Source organism: Paraburkholderia sp. AV2 (assembly GCF_054968425.1).
Map to the genome: position 1 here is coordinate 59,209 of NZ_JBANLK010000010.1, position 15,188 is coordinate 74,396.

Genomic DNA, 15,188 nt, shown 5'->3' on the forward strand with positions numbered 1-15,188 from the left:
CTGCCCGCGCGCCGTTTCGCGGCACCGGAGAAGCGCCGATGCTCAGACGGCCATCGCCATGCGCTTGCGCTCGGCGCGCTGCATGAAGTAGTTGCCGAAAATCACACCGATCGTCACGACCGCGATGAACAGCGTGGCGAGGGCGTTCATCTCCGGATTCAGGCCAAGCCGCACGCGCGAGAACACCACGAGCGGCAGCGTCGTCGAGCCGGGGCCCGAGAGGAAGGCCGAGAGCACGAGGTCGTCGATCGAGAGCGTGAACGAGAGCAGCCAGCCGGCGGCGAGCGCCTGCGAGATCAGCGGCAGCGTGATGGCGAAGAACACCTTGAGCGGCGTCGCGCCGAGATCGAGCGCAGCCTCTTCGAGCGAGGGATTGAGATCCTTCACGCGCGACTGCACGATGATCGCGACGTACGAGATACACAACATCACGTGGCCGATCCAGATCGTGAACACGCCGCGTCCGGCCGGCCAGCCGAGAAGCTTGCCCATTTCCACGAAGAGCAGCAGGAGCGAGATGCCCTGGATCACCTCGGGAATCACGAGCGGCGCGTTGATCATGCCCGTGTACAGCGTGAAACCGCGAAAGCGCCCCATGCGCGCGAGCACATAGCCCGCCCACGTGCCGATCGCGACCGAGGCGAACGCCGTCATCAAACCGATCTTGAGCGAGAGCCACGCGGCCGTGATGAGCTCGTCGTCGGACAGCAGCGCCTGATACCACTTCGTCGAGAAGCGCGTCCAGACCGTCACGAGCTGCGACTCGTTGAACGAGTAGACGACCAGGCTGATGATCGGGATGTAGAGGAACGCAAAGCCGATCCCCAGCGCGATGCACTGCAGAATGCGATTGGGTTTCATCGGCCGCGGCCCTCCAGTTCCTTGGCCTGGTAGTGCTGGAACAGCGCCATCGGCACGAGCAGCAGCAGCACCATCGCACAGGTCACGGCAGAGGCCATCGGCCAGTCGGCGTTGTCGAAGAACTCGTTCCACATGACGCGGCCGATCATCAGCGTGTTCGCGCCGCCCAGCAATTCCGGAATCACGTACTCGCCCACCGCCGGGATGAACACGAGCAGACAGCCCGCGATCACGCCGTTCTTCGAAAGCGGCAGCGTGATCTCGAGGAACGCGCGCCACGGTTTCGCGCCGAGGTCGTAGGCGGCTTCGAGCAGCGTCAGGTCCATCTTCACGAGGTGCGCATAGAGCGGCATCACGAGGAACGGCAGATACGAATAGACCATGCCGATATAAACGGCCGTGTTCGTGTGATAGAGCTCGATGGGCGTATGGATGAGCCCGACCGACATCAGGAAATTATTGAGCAGTCCGTTGTTCTTGAGAATGCCGATCCAGGCGTACACGCGAATCAGGAACGAGGTCCAGAACGGCAGCATCACGCCCATCATGAGGATGTTGCGCGTGGCCGGATTCGAGCGCGCGATGTAATACGCCATCGGATAGCCGATCAGCAGGCACAGCAGCGTCGAAATCGCCGCCACGACCACCGAGTTCACATAGGTCGCGAAGTACAGGCTGTCCTGGAACAGGAACGCGTAGTGCGACAGGTCGAGCGCGACGTGCAGCACGCCGTCGGCAAACGACGTGAGTTCCGTATAGGGCGGAATGCCGAGCTGCTGGTCCGCGAAGCTGATCTTCACGACCAAGATGAACGGCACGAGGAAGAACAGCACGAGCCAGAAGAACGGCCCCGCCACGACGGCTGTGCTGCCGGTCAGATTGAAGCGCCTGACCGGCCAGCTCGCAATTTTCCTGAGCGCCGCGTTCATGACGTCAGCACCACGCCGGCCGACGCGCTCCAGCGCACATACACTTCGTCGCCCCACCCCGGCGACTCGATTTCGGAGATCGCGAGGCTCGATACGTTCGCGACCACGGTCTTGCCCGAGTCGAGCTTGACGTGATAGAGCGAGTAGCCGCCCATGTACGCGACGTTCATGATCACGCCGTGGCCCCAGTTGAACGCGCCCTCGGGCGGCTTGCGCGTGAGCGCGATGCGCTCGGGCCGCACCGAAATCGTGACGGGCATGCCGAGCGGCCCGCTGATGCCATGGCTCACGTAGAGACGCGTGGAGAGGTCCGACGACTCGACATAGACGTGATCCGGTTCGTCCTCGACGACGTTGCCGTCGAACAGATTGGTCGAGCCGATGAACTCCGCCGAGAAGCGCGTGTTCGGATACTCGTACACCTCGTTCGGCGTGCCGAGCTGGATGATCTCGCCCTCGCTCATCACGGCGAGTCGCCCCGCCATCGTCATCGCCTCTTCCTGGTCGTGCGTGACCATGATGCAGGTGACGCCGACCTTGTCGAGAATGTTGACGAGTTCGATCTGCGTGCGCTGGCGAATCTGCTTGTCGAGCGCCGACATCGGTTCGTCGAGCAGGAGCAGCTTCGGGCGCTTGACGAGCGAGCGCGCGAGCGCGACCCGCTGCTGCTGGCCGCCCGAGAGCTGATGCGGCTTGCGCTTCGCATAGCGCGACATCTGCACGAGTTCGAGCGCCGTGGCCACGCGCTCCTGCAGTTCGGCCTTCTTCACGCCTTCCTGGCGCAGCCCGAAGCCGACGTTCGACTCGACCGTCATGTGCGGGAACAGCGCGTAGGACTGGAACATCATGTTGACCGGCCGGCGATACGGCGGCAACGCGGCGAGGTCCTCGCCATCGATCAGGATCTTGCCCGACGTGACGGTTTCGAGGCCGGCCAGCATGCGCAGCAGCGTGGACTTGCCGCAGCCCGAGCTGCCGAGCAGCGCGAACAGCTCGCCCTTCTTGACCGACAGGTTGACGCCCTTGACGGCCGCCGTTTCGCCGAACTTCTTGACGACGTCGATCACCTGCACGAAGTTGTCTGCGGCGGCGGTCGACGCGGAAAAGCCCGAAGGCGGCACGCCGGTGGTTGCCGGTGCGCTCGACTGGTCACTCATGATTCTCTCTGCCCTGCCTGGTCGATGGACGGGGTTGACGAACAAAGCCCCCGGCAACCTGCCGAGGGCTCGGGGTAACGCATCAGTCCTGCGCCGCCTGCTTTAGCGGCCCGACTTGAACTCGGTCCACAGGCGCGTCTGCAGGCGCTGAATCTCAGGCGGCAGCGGCTTGAGCAGGAACAGCGTCTTCAGGACCTCGGGCGGCGGATAGACCGCCGGGTCGTTCGCGATGTCCTTGCTCACGTATTTGCGCGCTTCCGCATTGGCACTCGGGTAATAGACGGCATTCGTGATCGCCGCGTGTACCTGCGGCGTTTCGATGTAGTTGATCCACTCGAGGGCCGCTTCCTTGTCCGGCGCGTCCTTCGGGATCGCCATCACGTCGAACCAGATCGGCGCGCCGCCCTTCGGAATGTAGTACTCGATCTGGTACGGCTTCTTCGCGTCCATCGCGCGGTGCTTGGCGATCACGACGTCGCCCGACCAGCCGTAGGCGAAGCAGATGTCGCCGCCCGCGAGGTCGTTGATATAGCCCGACGAGTTGAACTGCGTGATGTACGGACGGATCTTCTTCATCATCGCGAGCGCGGCGCGATAGTCGTCCGGGTTCGTCGACATCGGATCCTTGCCGATATAGTGCAGCGCGGCCGCGAACATCTGGTCCGGCGCGTCGAGCACCGAGACGCCGCAGGTTTTCAGCTTCGAGAGGTACTCGGGCTTGAAGAGGATGTCCCAGTTGTCGAGCGGCACGTTCTTGCCGAGCAGTTGCTGCGCCTTCGTCACGTTGTACGCGAGGCCGGTCGTGCCGTACGCCCAGGGCACCACGAACTTGTTGCCCGGATCCGCGCCGGCGATCAGCGACATCAGTTGCGGATCGAGATATTTGAGGTTGGGGAGCTTCGACTTGTCGAGCGGCGCGAAGATGCCGGCGGCAATCTGCTTGCCCGCATAGTTGCTGGTCGGCACGACGATGTCGTAGCCCGAGTTGCCCGCGAGGAGCTTGGCCTGCAGCGTGTCGTCGCTGTCGTAGTTGTCGTACTTGACCTTGATGCCGGTCTGCTTCGTGAAGTTCGGAATCGTGTCGGAGGCGATGTAATCGGACCAGTTGTAGACGTTCAGTTGCGTGTCTTTCGCCACCGACGCCACCCACGGCGCCGCGCAAAGCACCAGCGCGGCCAGTCGTGCCACCACCTTTTTCTTCATTCCGTTCTCCGTCCTCGCCGGTCCCTGCCGGCCGCCTGCTTCGTGTCATGCCGCACGTGGGGCGGCTCCCCTAAGCTTCCCGAAACCTACCACCAATCATGTCGGACGACAAAAAAAACGCCAGCCTGTCGCACAAACGGGACAGGCCGGGCCGATGTTGTCCGATGACAAATCGCGCGCAATTTTAGCCGGTTCTGCGCGCGTGTCTACCAAAAAAACCGTGCGTGCTGTTTCCGTGCGACGCCTGCCGCCACAAGCCGCCGCCGGGCGGCCGGGGCGAGTGTCCGGGCGCCGGATCGATGCGCGCCGGATCGTTTTCCCTGACAAAACCTTACAACGTCTGCGGAGGTCTGTCGGAACGACGGGATGGGCTGTCGGATGGGATAACATAGCGAGGTTTTTTATCCGCGGACGGCGCGATTGGCTGCCGCTCGCGCCCCAAGGCTCCATCGATGGCATCCAATCTCCACGACCTCCCCGACAGCCCGTGCATCGGTGTGTGCTCGACCCTCTTCGACGAAGTCTGCAAAGGCTGCGGACGCACGGCCATGGAAGTCTCCAACTGGGTCTTCCTGACCGACGAGGAAAAGCGCGCGGTCTGGACGCGCATCGAGCGCGAAGGCACCGCCATGCGCTTCCACAAGGACCCGGACCGGGCCTGATTTCCTTGCGCCATAAAGAAGAACGCCGGCTCGCGACGAACCGGCGTCTTCCGGATTGACCCTACAACTCAAACCACTGTTTATCAGACCGGCGAATTGCCGATCCGGCGTTCCATCGCGACGTTGCTGCCCGTCAACTCAGGGCAAAAGCCGCCCGGTGCGCAACCGCCGGCCGCGCCACGCCGGTCAGAAGCAGTTCCAGAAGATCCCTTACGCTGCGGATCGCGTTCCCAAACGGTAACGCTTCACGGCCGCGAAAGAAGAGCCCATTCGCAATATCGCCGCGCAAAGCCGCGGCAAGACGCGTATCGATACAGAAGTGCCCGAATTTTTCGATGCCGTCGCGCAAGCCGCACACGGACAAGCATTCGAGCCCCGTGGGGCATGCCAGCTTGAGCGAGCCGATCTTCGCGCGCACGCGCGACTCGTTGCGCAGGTAGCGCTGGAGCCACGGTGTCGTCACCGCGCGCGCGGGCAAGCCCGTTACGCTCACGAATTCGACGATGTCCTCGGGTTTCGCATCCGCGAGCACGCGCTTGAAGTCGGGATGCGCGTCGCCCTCTTCCGTCACGGCGAACGGCGTGCCCACCTGGACACCGTTCGCGCCGGCCTCGAGCCACCTGCGCACGGCCTCGTGGCTATTCACGCCGCCCGCCACGATCAGCGGCACGTCTGCCCGGCCGATGCCGAGCGACGCGTACACGCCTTCGAGTTCGGCGAAGATAGCCTCGAACGAAAAGCGCTCGCTGCCCATGTCGCCGATGTCGGTCACCCCCAGGTGGCCGCCCGCATGCGCCGGATGCTCGATGACGATGGCATCGGGCAGGCGGCCTTTCTTCATCCACTTCTTGAGCACGAGCGCGACGCCGCGCGCGTCGGACAGGATCGGGACCAGCGCGATATCGACGCCCTGCGTGAGGTCCGGCAGATCGAGAGGCAGGCCGGCGCCCATCACGATCGCATCGGCGCCCTGCTCGCAGGCGACGCGGACGTAGTCCGCGTGGGCGCTGACCGCTTTCATGACATTGACCGCAATCATGCCGTTACCGCCGCTCAGCTTGCGCGCCGCGGCGATCTCGCGGGCCAGCGCGGTGAGGTTCGCGCGCGCGAGCGTATCGTGGTCGGGATGGGCCCGGCAGGCTTCGATCAGATCGGCGTGATGGTGGCGCAGATCGATGCTGGCGATGGTGCCGAGCGCGCCTTCGCGGGCGACGCTGCCCGCAAGGCGATGCGCCGAGATGCCGACCCCCATGCCGCCCTGTACGACAGGCAAAAGCCGGCGGCCTCGAATCGTGAGTGGCGCGAACGAATGAGCTGGAAACATGGTGACCTGCGTTGTTGGTTACAAACCATCAATAGTCGCGCGCCGCCGACAGACGAGCTTGCGCCATATCAATAAAAAATGCGGTCATCCGCCAAGGTGACCGCATTCATGACATCAATCAACGCACCGCGCGAAACTATTTGCGGCGCCGCCAAAATCTGCTGGACTCAGGCTTTCAGTGCCTTGAACTGCATCGACTTGTATTCGAGATATTCTTCGAGCCCGTACACGCCATTTTCGCGGCCGTGTCCCGACTGCTTGAAGCCGCCAAACGGCGCCGCCATGTTCCACGTGCCGCCGTTGATGTCGATCTGACCGGTGCGAATGCGCCGCGCCACGCGCATGGCGCGCTCGTCGCTGCCCGCCCAGACCGCGCCGCCGAGTCCGTAGAGCGAATCGTTGGCGATGGCCACGGCGTCGTCTTCGTTCTTTGCCGTGAGGATCGTAAGCACCGGTCCGAAAATTTCCTCCTGCGCGATGGCCGCGTCGCGCGGCACGCGACCGAACACGGTGGGCTTCACGAAGAAGCCCTTCGTCACTCCATCGGGCAAGCCCGTGCCGCCCGTTACGAGGTCGGCGCCGTCGTCGATGCCGCGCTCGATGTAGTGCTGCACGCGCTCCTGCTGGACCTTCGAGGCGAGCGGGCCGAGCTTCGCCTTCTCGTCGCGCGGATCGCCCACGGTGTAGGCCTCGACGGCTTCTTTCGCAAGCGCGCGCGCTTCCTCGTAGCGCGACTCGGGCACGATCATGCGCGTGTGCGCCGAGCAGGTTTGCCCCGAATTCAGGAAGCACGCGCCCACGGTACCCTTCACCGCCGCCGCGAGGTCGGCGTCGTCGAGCACGACCGAGGCCGACTTGCCGCCCAATTCGAGCGCCACGCGCTTGACCGTCGCAGAAGCCACCTCGGAGACGCGCTTGCCCGCGCGCGTCGAGCCCGTGAACGAAACCATGTCGACCTGCGGGTGGCGCGCCATCAGCTCGCCGACCACCGGGCCGTAGCCGGTCACGAGGTTGAACACCCCGGCGGGCAGGCCCGCTTCGTCGATCGCTTCGGCAAGCACGAAAGCATTGAGCGGCGCGATCTCGGACGGCTTGAGCACGACGGTGCAGCCAGCGGCGAGCGCGGCCGCGACCTTGAGCGTGATCTGGTTGAGCGGATAGTTCCACGGCGTGATGGCCGCGACCACGCCCACCGGCTCGCGCACGACGAGCGAGTTGCCCACGCGCTCCTCGTACTGGAACTCGCTTGCGAGCTTCGCGTAAGCACCCCAGTTATAGACGGGGCCGCCCACCTGGATCGCACGCGCGAGCTTGAGCGGCATGCCCACTTCGCCTGCGATGAGTTGCGCGAGCTGGTCGGTGCGGGCTTTGAGGTTGTCGGCGATCTTTTGCAGAATCGCGCCGCGCTCCACGGCGGGCGTTGCGGCCCAGCCGTCGAAGGCGGCGCGCGCGGCCGCGATGGCGGCTTCGGCATCGGCTTCGTCGCCTTCGGGAATGCGGCCCATGACGGCCTCGGTGCCCGAATCGTAAACGTCGATCGTGCCCTTGCCGTGCGGCGCGACCCATTGGCCGTTGATATAGAGCTGGTCGAACTGGTTCATGCGTGTGTCTCCTGTCTGTCGACGGCGGCTTGCGCTTTGGCGCTTACTGCCGTCTCATGCAACGCTCCGTGTCGGGGCGTCCTGGCGTCAATCTTCGCGACTTGCGACCCGGACGCGGCGGTCCCACATTCTAGCGTGGTTGACGCATACGGAAGGTATTGCGCAGATTCGAATGCCCGTTCTGGTCGCACCCTTATACTGACGCCCTCAGTCACCCACTTTCGAGCTTCATGAAACGCACCCTGTTCTGCCTCGTTGCTGGCCTTGCGCCGCTGTTCGCCCACGCCGGCTGCGAGAACAACCTCCAGAAGTGGACCGCGCAACTGCATCCGGGCCGCACGCTCGATGCGGATCACGCAGCGTGCAAGGTCTGGCCCGCCAATGAGGCGCTGACGATCGCAGCATTGCCGTTGCCGCAGAAAGACAACAGCGACGACGAAGGCACCGACGACCTCGAAGTCCTGGTCGCCGACACGGCAACAGGCGCGATCGTCGCGCATCAGTTCCAGCAGTCGGCAATTTCCTATGACGCCGTTCGATTTTCCGGTCTGGCGCTCGACACGGCGCGCTATCAACTTACGCCGCAGAACCGCGCATTCGGTGTGCGCGTGACGCACGAAGGCCCATCGCGCATCGCTCCGTTCGAGCAAACGGCACTGAGTCTGTACGTGGTCGACGGTCAAAGCCTGCGTACGGTCCTCGATCGTCTGATCGTGGAAAACTCGGGCGGCGATTGGGACGGCAACTGCGCCGGCACGTTCAACAATACGACGCGCACACTCGACCTCGGTCCCGCAGGCAAAGAAGGCTACGCGGCGCTGAAGGGCACGGAGAAGTCCTCCGATACCGTCAACACGGTCCGCAACGGCGATTGCAAGGACGACACGAAGGCGGCAAAACGCACGAGCTTCACGCTGGAGTACCGCAATGGCAAATACGACCTGCCCAAGGACATGCAGTACACCGACTGAACGTCCCGCGCCGCGCTCCAAAAAAAACGGGCGACGCTTGATGCGTCGCCCCGTTTTCATTTCACGCTTCGATCAGAGATCGGAACTCAATGCAGCCCCTGGCTCGCAAGGAAGTCCTCGTAGTTGCCGCTGTAATCGTTGATCTTGCCGTCGGTCTTGACCTCGATGATGCGATTGGCCAGGCCGTTCACGAACTCGCGGTCGTGCGACACGAAAACCAGCGTGCCTTCGAATTTTTCGAGCGCGATCTGCAGCGACTCGATCGATTCCATGTCCATGTGGTTGGTCGGCTCGTCCATCAGCAGCACGTTGTGGCGGCCCAGCATCAGCTTGCCCCAGATCATGCGGCCCTTCTCGCCCCCCGAAAGCACCTTCACCGATTTCTTGATGTCGTCGGCATTGAAGAGCAGACGGCCCAGCGTGCCGCGCACGGACTGTTCGTCGTCGCCTTCCTGACGGTACTGGTCGATCCAGTCCATCAGCGTGACGTCGGCCGGAAACTCTTCGTACGTATCCTGCGGCATGTAGCCGATGTTCGCGTTTTCTGCCCACTTCACCGTGCCGTTATCGACCGCGAGGTTGCCGAGCAGCGAGCGCAGCAGCGTCGTCTTGCCCGCGCCGTTCTCGCCGATGATCGCGATGCGCTCGCCCGGCTGCACGCTGAGGCTGAACTTGTTGAAGATGCGGCGCTCGTACGTTTTCGTGATCTCTTCCGCCACCACGACGATGTTGTGCAGCTTCTTCTCGAACTCGAAACGGATGAACGGGTTCTGGCGCGACGAGGGCTTGAATTCCTCGATCTTGATCTTGTCGATCATCTTCAGACGGCTGGTGGCCTGGCGCGCCTTCGACTTGTTCGCCGAGAAGCGGCGCACGAAGTCCTGCAGGTCGGCCACGCGCTCCTTCGCCTTCGCGTTCGCCGCGGCCTGGCGCTCGCGCGCCTGCGCCGAAGCGAGCATGTAGTCGTCGTAGTTGCCCGGGTAGACCTTCAGCGTGCCGTAGTCCATGTCCGCCATGTGCGTGCAGACCTGGTTCAGGAAGTGTCGATCGTGGGAAATGATGATCATGGTCGAGTTGTACTCGTTCAGAACATCTTCCAGCCAGCGGATCGAGTTGATGTCGAGGTTGTTGGTCGGCTCGTCGAGCAGCAGCACGTCCGGCTTCGAGAATAGCGCCTGCGCGAGCAGCACGCGCAGCTTCCAGCCCGGCGCCACGGCGCTCATCGAGCCTTGATGGAATTCCGTGCCGATGCCGATGCCGAGCAGCAGCTCGCCCGCCCGCGCCTCGGCCGTATAGCCGTCGTACTCGGCGAACTTCGTCTCCAGCTCGGCGGCATGCATGTAGTCGTCGTCGGTCGCCTCGGGGTTCGCGTAGATCGCGTCGCGTTCGGTCATCGCGGCCCACATTTCGGTGTGGCCCATCATGACGACGTCGAGCACGCGCACGTCTTCATACGCGAACTGGTCCTGGCGCAGCTTGCCCAGACGCACGTTCGGCTCCAGGATGACGTTGCCCGAGCTCTGCTCGAGGTCGCTGCCCAGGATCTTCATGAACGTGGACTTGCCGCAACCGTTCGCGCCGATCAGGCCATAGCGGTTGCCTTCGCCGAATTTGACCGAGATGTTCTCGAACAAGGGCTTCGGCCCGAATTGCATGGTGATGTTGGCGGTAGAGAGCACAGCGCGTCCCGGAAAGTAGAGCGAGAAAAACCTGTAATTTTATCAGGTTATGTCAGTTCGCGGGCGAGTGCCAGCCGGCGCGGGAGCACGGCCGGCGGCGGCTCGGAGCGTGGCCCGGGGTCGGATCGCGTCCGGCCGCTCGTGCCCCTCGCCCGTCACTGCGGCATGCTGCCCCCTTCGGGGGTGGGGCCAGCCTAAGCGCTAAAGCGCTAAGGCTGGCCGACACGTGGCGTCTGCAACACGTCGATGAAACCCGAGAAGTCGGCCTCCCCGAGCCCCATTGCCGCGCTGAGCCGCAGGAGTTGCTGGACCGTGCCGGAAACCGGCATCGGTGTGCCGGTTTGCTGGGCAGCGGCGGCCACCGTATCCACGTCCTTCTGGAACGTCTTCAGCGCGCCGATCGGTGCGAGCCCGTCCTGCGTCATGCGCGGCACGAAGGTACGCAGCAGGACCGAGTCGGCCCAGCCGCCCGCGAGCGCCTCGGGCAGCTTCGCGGCGTCGATGCCGCTGCGCCGCGCGAGGCTCACGGCCTCGGCAATGGCGGCCACCGTCGCCGTGACGATCGCCTGATTGCAAAGCTTGGTCGTCTGGCCCGTGCCCACGGCGCCCATGTGGGTCACGCGCGCCGCGTAGGCGGCGAGGATCGGCGCCACGGCCGCGACGTCGGCCTCCGCGCCGCCCGCCATGATCGCGAGGGTGCCGGCCTGGGCACCGCCCACGCCGCCGGAAACCGGCGCGTCGACCCAGCCCACGCCGAGCGCCGCCGCCCGCGCCGCAAGCGCGCGCGTGGCCTCCGGCGGAATGCTCGAATGATCGACGATGCGGCGCACACGCGGGCGCCCGGCCGGGCCAGCGCGCTCGTCGAGCAGCCCGCCCGGGCCGAACACCACGGATTCGACCGCCGCGGCGTCGGCCACGCACAGCAGCACGACGTCGGCGACCTGCGCCATCTCGCGCGGCGTGGCCGCGACCCGCGCGCCGTCGGCAGCCAGCGCCTCGGCCTTCGCGGGCGTCCGGTTCCAGACCCGCACCGCGTGGCCCGCGCGCAGCAGATGGCGGATCATCGGCGCGCCCATCAGCCCCGGTCCGCAAAATCCCAGTTCCTGCCTGTCCATCGTTTCGCTGTCTCCTCTGCTTCGCTGGCCGCTTGCCTGCGCGCCGGAGCGCCATGATACCGGCCCGCGATTGCCTATACTCGACTGATACCCACCTTAACCCGCCGCGAGGAGACACCGCGATGAACGACCACGTCTACAAGCAGATCGAACTCACCGGATCGTCCACGGAATCGAGCGACGACGCCGTTCGTTGCGCGATCGCGCGCGCCTCGAAGACGCTGCGCCACCTGCACTGGTTCGAGGTGACGGAGACGCGCGGCCTCATCGAGGACGACAAGATCACGCGCTGGCAGGTCACGATCAAGGTGGGGCTGCGCATCGACGATTGATGCACGTCGCGCCCGGCTGCCCTCGCACGACAGACATCCGCCCGATACAGACAAAGCGGCCGCGCAAGCCCGAAGGCTTTGCGCGGCCGCGCGGTGCCTGCCGACGTCCGCAGAACTTACTTCGGCAGCGAACCGTCCACGCCTTCCACGTACCAGTTCAGGCGTTGCAATTCCGGGTCGGTCAGCGCCTTGCCGGCCGGCACCTTGACGGCGCCCGTCTGGTCCTTGATCGGGCCCGTGAAGACATCCCACTTGCCGCTTGCGATCGCCTCGCGCTTCGCGGCGACGGCCTTCACGGCGTCGGCGGAGAGTTCGGTCGTGTTCACATCGCCCAGATCGACAGCCTTCTGCGGAATGCCCCACCACACCGGGTCGTTCTTCCACTTGCCGTCCAGCACCTGCTGGATCGCGGCCACGTAGTACACGCCCCAGTTGCCCTCCACCGAGCCCAGATGCGCATGCGGACCGAATTTCGCCATGTTCGAGTCCCAGCCGAACGCGTGGACGTGCTTCTCTTCAGCCGTCGCGAGCGTCGCGCTCGAATCGGTGTTCTGCAGCAGCACGTCGGCGCCCTGGCCGATCAGCGTCTCGGCCGCCTGCTTCTCCTTGCCCGGATCGAACCAACTGTTGATCCAGATGACCTTCGTGTGGACCTTCGGATTCACCGAGCGCGCGCCGAGCGTATACGCGTTGATGTTGCGCACCACCTCGGGAATCGGCACCGAAGCCACGAAGCCGAGCGTGTTCGTCTTCGTCGCATAGCCGGCCGCGACGCCCGCGAGATAGGCGCCCTGGTACATACGCACGTCATAGGTGCCGAAGTTCGGCGCCTTCTTGTAGCCCGTCGCGTGCAGGAACACGGTGTCGGGGAAGTCCTTCGCCACCTTCAGCTCGAAGTCCTGATAGCCGAAGCTCGAACCGAAGATGATCTTGTTGCCCTTGCTCGCCAGATCGCGGAACACGCGCTCGGAGTCGGCCGACTCGGGCACGTTCTCGATACGCGTGATCTTGATCTTGTCGCCGAACTTCGCCTCGGCCATCTTGGAGCCCTGATCGTGCGCGTAGGTCCAGCCGGCATCGCCCGGATTGCCGAGATAGACGAACGCGACGCCCGGCACGTCGGCGGCCTGCGCCGGCGCGACGAGCGTCGCCGTGGCGCACGCGGCGGCGACGGCAAAGGCGGTCAGGATGGTTTTTTGCATCGTGGATCTCCTGTCGTGGATGGGAAAACTAGGGTTATGCGGCCCCGCCTAGGCGGCCCCGAAGAACGGCTTGCCGAGCGAAGCCGGCGCATTGAGCCGGATCGTGTTCGGATTGCGAGAAATAAGCACGAGCACGACGATGGTCGCCACGTACGGCAGCATCGCGAGAAACTGCGTCGGCACCGGCACGCCCACGGCCTGCGCATAGAACTGCAGGCCCGTGACCGCGCCGAACAGCAGCGCGCCGATCAGCAGGCGTCCCGGCCGCCACGTCGCGAACACGACGAGCGCGAGTGCGATCCAGCCGCGGCCGGCCGTGATCTGCTCTTGCCAGAGGTGCAGTTGCACGATCGAGTAGTAGCCGCCGGCGAGCCCCGACATGGCGCCGCCGAAGAGCGTCGCGCCGTAGCGCACGCCGATCACCGGAAAACCCACCGAGTGGGCGACCTGCGGCGACTCGCCGACCGAGCGCAGCACGAGCCCCGCGCGCGTGCGATAGAGGAACCAGCCGACGACGGCAAACATGAGGAATGCGAGGTAATCGACGGGCGTGTTGCTGAAGAGCGCGGGACCGAGCACGGGCAGATGCGAGAGCCCGGGAATCGGCCATGCGGCGATGGTCGCCGCATTGGCGGCCGAACTATAAGGTTTGCCGACATACGCCGAGAGCCCGACGCCGAAGATCGTGAGCGAGAGCCCGGTGGCGACCTGGTTCGCGAGCATCGTCAGCGTGAGAAAGCCGAAGAGCAGCGCCATCGCCATGCCCGCCGCGATCCCGGCGATAAGACCGAGCCACGGATTGCCCGTGATCGTCGTAACGGCGTAGCCGGAAACGGCGCCCATCAGCATCATCCCCTCTACGCCGAGGTTGAGCACACCCGACTTTTCGGTGACGAGTTCGCCCACGCCCGCGAACATGAGCGGGATGGCGGCGGTGACGGCGCTCGATGCGAGCGAACTGGCTTGCTGGATATCCATGTTGTTTTGCTTGAATCCGGAAATCGGGAGTCAGTGGCCCGCCGCGACCGCATGACGGCGGCGCACGCGGTAGTTCACGAAGAGATCGGCGCCGAGCAGGCAGAACAGCAGCAGCCCCTGGAACACGCCCGAAAGCGCCTGCGGCAACTGCAACGAAGTCTGCACCGCCTCGCCGCCGAGATAGAGCAGCGCCATCAGGAGGCTGGCCAGCGCGATACCCAGCGGATGCAGGCGCCCGACGAACGCCACGATGATGGCCGTGAAGCCGTAGCCCGGCGACCACGTTGCCTGGAGCTGGCCGATCGGGCCCGCGATCTCGCCCATGCCAGCCAGTCCCGCGAGACCGCCGGAGAGCAGGAGCGAGATCCAGATCGTCTTCTTCTCCGAGAAGCCGGCATAGCGTGCGGCGAGCGGCGCGAGCCCGCCCACGTTCATGCGGTAGCCCGCGAAGCTGCGGCGCATGAAGAGCCAGACGAGCGGAATGGCCACGAGCGTGAGGAAGATCGACGCGTTCAGGCGCGTGCCGCGCAGCCAGTGGATGCGCCAGTCGCCGCCGAAGGTCGGATAGAGCGCGTCGCCGCTGAACATCTCCGAAAGCGGAAAGTTCATGCCGTTCGGATCGCGCCACGGGCCGCTCACGAGCCAGATCAGGAGCTGCGTGGCGACGTAGGTGAGCATCAGGCTCGTGAGGATTTCATTCGTGTTGAAGCGGCTCTTGAGCCAGGCGGGAATCGCGGCCCAGGCCATGCCGCCCAGCACGCCGGCGAGCATCATGAGGAACAGGATCCACCAGCCCGTGGACTGGTCGAAGTAGATCGCCACGCCGCTCGCCGCAATGCCGCCCAGCACCATCTGCCCTTCCGCGCCGATGTTCCAGATGTTCGCGCGGTAGCCGGCCGCGAGGCCGAGCGCAATGAGGCACAGCGGCGAGGCCTTGAGCAGCAGTTCGGACCAGCCGTTGACGCTCGACAGCGGCTCGATGAAGAAGGCGACCATGGCCTGCACGGGATCGCGCCCGACGAGGCCGAAGATCAGGAAGCCGATCGCGAGCGTGAGCAGCGCGGCGATCAGCGGCACGGCAATGCGCACCGTGCGGGACGGCGCCGTTCGGGCTTCGAGTCGGTACGGAAAAATCATGATGGTGGGGTCGATCCGGGTAGCGTGGTTCGGGGTT

14 protein-coding genes are annotated in these 15,188 nt (G+C 64.9%); 3 read left to right on the forward strand and 11 right to left on the reverse strand.

Annotated features, from left to right (window positions below; translation table 11 throughout):
• Window positions 1-42 precede the first annotated feature (42 nt).
• From V8683_RS10070 to V8683_RS10085, 4 genes are all read right to left on the reverse strand, one after another.
• A complete protein-coding gene (locus V8683_RS10070; RefSeq protein ID WP_411189607.1) occupies window positions 43-861 on the reverse strand; it encodes an ABC transporter permease subunit in 819 nt (272 codons plus the stop codon).
• Complete coding sequence (locus V8683_RS10075; protein WP_411189608.1) at window positions 858-1,790, reverse strand: ABC transporter permease subunit; 933 nt, start codon at window positions 1,788-1,790, stop codon at window positions 858-860. The genes V8683_RS10070 and V8683_RS10075 overlap by 4 nt, the downstream gene beginning before the upstream one ends.
• Entirely contained in the window at window positions 1,787-2,947 is a 1,161-nt protein-coding gene (locus V8683_RS10080) for an ABC transporter ATP-binding protein (RefSeq protein WP_411189609.1), read from the reverse strand. The genes V8683_RS10075 and V8683_RS10080 overlap by 4 nt, the downstream gene beginning before the upstream one ends.
• A 102-nt stretch (window positions 2,948-3,049) precedes the next feature.
• Window positions 3,050-4,150, reverse strand: coding sequence for a polyamine ABC transporter substrate-binding protein (locus tag V8683_RS10085; protein ID WP_411189610.1), 1,101 nt, complete (start codon window positions 4,148-4,150; stop codon window positions 3,050-3,052).
• 452 nt (window positions 4,151-4,602) lie between these two features.
• Between V8683_RS10085 and V8683_RS10090 the strand changes: the two genes are divergently transcribed.
• Window positions 4,603-4,812: a DUF1289 domain-containing protein gene (locus tag V8683_RS10090; RefSeq protein ID WP_411189611.1), complete on the forward strand. Its 210-nt coding sequence runs from the start codon at window positions 4,603-4,605 to the stop codon at window positions 4,810-4,812.
• A gap of 133 nt (window positions 4,813-4,945) precedes the next feature.
• On the opposite strand, the gene V8683_RS10095 is transcribed toward V8683_RS10090, so the two are convergent.
• Together V8683_RS10095 and V8683_RS10100 are read right to left on the reverse strand one after the other, a co-directional pair.
• Complete coding sequence (locus V8683_RS10095) at window positions 4,946-6,136, reverse strand: NAD(P)H-dependent flavin oxidoreductase (RefSeq protein WP_411189612.1); 1,191 nt, start codon at window positions 6,134-6,136, stop codon at window positions 4,946-4,948.
• 167 nt (window positions 6,137-6,303) lie between these two features.
• Complete coding sequence (locus tag V8683_RS10100) at window positions 6,304-7,737, reverse strand: aldehyde dehydrogenase family protein (protein WP_411189613.1); 1,434 nt, start codon at window positions 7,735-7,737, stop codon at window positions 6,304-6,306.
• 230 nt (window positions 7,738-7,967) lie between these two features.
• Here V8683_RS10100 and V8683_RS10105 point away from each other — a divergent pair, with 230 nt between their 5' ends.
• A complete protein-coding gene (locus tag V8683_RS10105) occupies window positions 7,968-8,708 on the forward strand; it encodes a PA3715 family protein (RefSeq protein ID WP_411189614.1) in 741 nt (246 codons plus the stop codon).
• 86 nt (window positions 8,709-8,794) lie between these two features.
• On the opposite strand, the gene V8683_RS10110 is transcribed toward V8683_RS10105, so the two are convergent.
• Together V8683_RS10110 and V8683_RS10115 are read right to left on the reverse strand one after the other, a co-directional pair.
• Window positions 8,795-10,387 (reverse strand): ABC-F family ATPase, encoded by a 1,593-nt coding sequence (locus V8683_RS10110; RefSeq protein WP_411189615.1) that lies wholly within the window; start codon window positions 10,385-10,387, stop codon window positions 8,795-8,797.
• Window positions 10,388-10,596: 209 nt separating this feature from the next.
• Window positions 10,597-11,502: an NAD(P)-dependent oxidoreductase gene (locus V8683_RS10115; protein WP_411189616.1), complete on the reverse strand. Its 906-nt coding sequence runs from the start codon at window positions 11,500-11,502 to the stop codon at window positions 10,597-10,599.
• 122 nt (window positions 11,503-11,624) lie between these two features.
• Here V8683_RS10115 and V8683_RS10120 point away from each other — a divergent pair, with 122 nt between their 5' ends.
• A complete protein-coding gene (locus V8683_RS10120) occupies window positions 11,625-11,834 on the forward strand; it encodes a dodecin (RefSeq protein ID WP_027793744.1) in 210 nt (69 codons plus the stop codon).
• Between the two features lie 116 nt (window positions 11,835-11,950).
• On the opposite strand, the gene V8683_RS10125 is transcribed toward V8683_RS10120, so the two are convergent.
• The 3 genes from V8683_RS10125 to V8683_RS10135 are packed head-to-tail and all read right to left on the reverse strand — an operon-like array spanning window position 11,951 to window position 15,151.
• Complete coding sequence (locus V8683_RS10125) at window positions 11,951-13,036, reverse strand: BMP family ABC transporter substrate-binding protein (protein WP_411189617.1); 1,086 nt, start codon at window positions 13,034-13,036, stop codon at window positions 11,951-11,953.
• Between the two features lie 48 nt (window positions 13,037-13,084).
• The gene (locus tag V8683_RS10130) at window positions 13,085-14,014 is read right to left on the reverse strand and encodes an ABC transporter permease (RefSeq protein WP_411189618.1); all 930 of its coding nucleotides are present in this window, start codon (window positions 14,012-14,014) and stop codon (window positions 13,085-13,087) included.
• A 30-nt stretch (window positions 14,015-14,044) separates the two neighbouring features.
• The gene (locus V8683_RS10135; RefSeq protein ID WP_411189619.1) at window positions 14,045-15,151 is read right to left on the reverse strand and encodes an ABC transporter permease; all 1,107 of its coding nucleotides are present in this window, start codon (window positions 15,149-15,151) and stop codon (window positions 14,045-14,047) included.
• Window positions 15,152-15,188: the final 37 nt, after the last annotated feature.

Excerpts from the sequence above, each read along its gene's own strand:
- V8683_RS10115 (WP_411189616.1), bottom strand. The coding sequence starts at position 11,502 with ATGGACAGGCAGGAACTGGGATTTTGCGGACCGGGGCTGATGGGCGCG.
- V8683_RS10105 (WP_411189614.1), top strand. The coding sequence starts at position 7,968 with ATGAAACGCACCCTGTTCTGCCTCGTTGCTGGCCTTGCGCCGCTGTTC.
- V8683_RS10120 (WP_027793744.1), top strand. The coding sequence starts at position 11,625 with ATGAACGACCACGTCTACAAGCAGATCGAACTCACCGGATCGTCCACG.
- V8683_RS10085 (WP_411189610.1), bottom strand. The coding sequence starts at position 4,150 with ATGAAGAAAAAGGTGGTGGCACGACTGGCCGCGCTGGTGCTTTGCGCG.
- V8683_RS10075 (WP_411189608.1), bottom strand. The coding sequence starts at position 1,790 with ATGAACGCGGCGCTCAGGAAAATTGCGAGCTGGCCGGTCAGGCGCTTC.
- V8683_RS10135 (WP_411189619.1), bottom strand. The coding sequence starts at position 15,151 with ATGATTTTTCCGTACCGACTCGAAGCCCGAACGGCGCCGTCCCGCACG.
- V8683_RS10100 (WP_411189613.1), bottom strand. The coding sequence starts at position 7,737 with ATGAACCAGTTCGACCAGCTCTATATCAACGGCCAATGGGTCGCGCCG.
- V8683_RS10080 (WP_411189609.1), bottom strand. The coding sequence starts at position 2,947 with ATGAGTGACCAGTCGAGCGCACCGGCAACCACCGGCGTGCCGCCTTCG.
- V8683_RS10125 (WP_411189617.1), bottom strand. The coding sequence starts at position 13,036 with ATGCAAAAAACCATCCTGACCGCCTTTGCCGTCGCCGCCGCGTGCGCC.
- V8683_RS10070 (WP_411189607.1), bottom strand. The coding sequence starts at position 861 with ATGAAACCCAATCGCATTCTGCAGTGCATCGCGCTGGGGATCGGCTTT.
- V8683_RS10130 (WP_411189618.1), bottom strand. The coding sequence starts at position 14,014 with ATGGATATCCAGCAAGCCAGTTCGCTCGCATCGAGCGCCGTCACCGCC.
- V8683_RS10090 (WP_411189611.1), top strand. The coding sequence starts at position 4,603 with ATGGCATCCAATCTCCACGACCTCCCCGACAGCCCGTGCATCGGTGTG.
- V8683_RS10095 (WP_411189612.1), bottom strand. The coding sequence starts at position 6,136 with ATGTTTCCAGCTCATTCGTTCGCGCCACTCACGATTCGAGGCCGCCGG.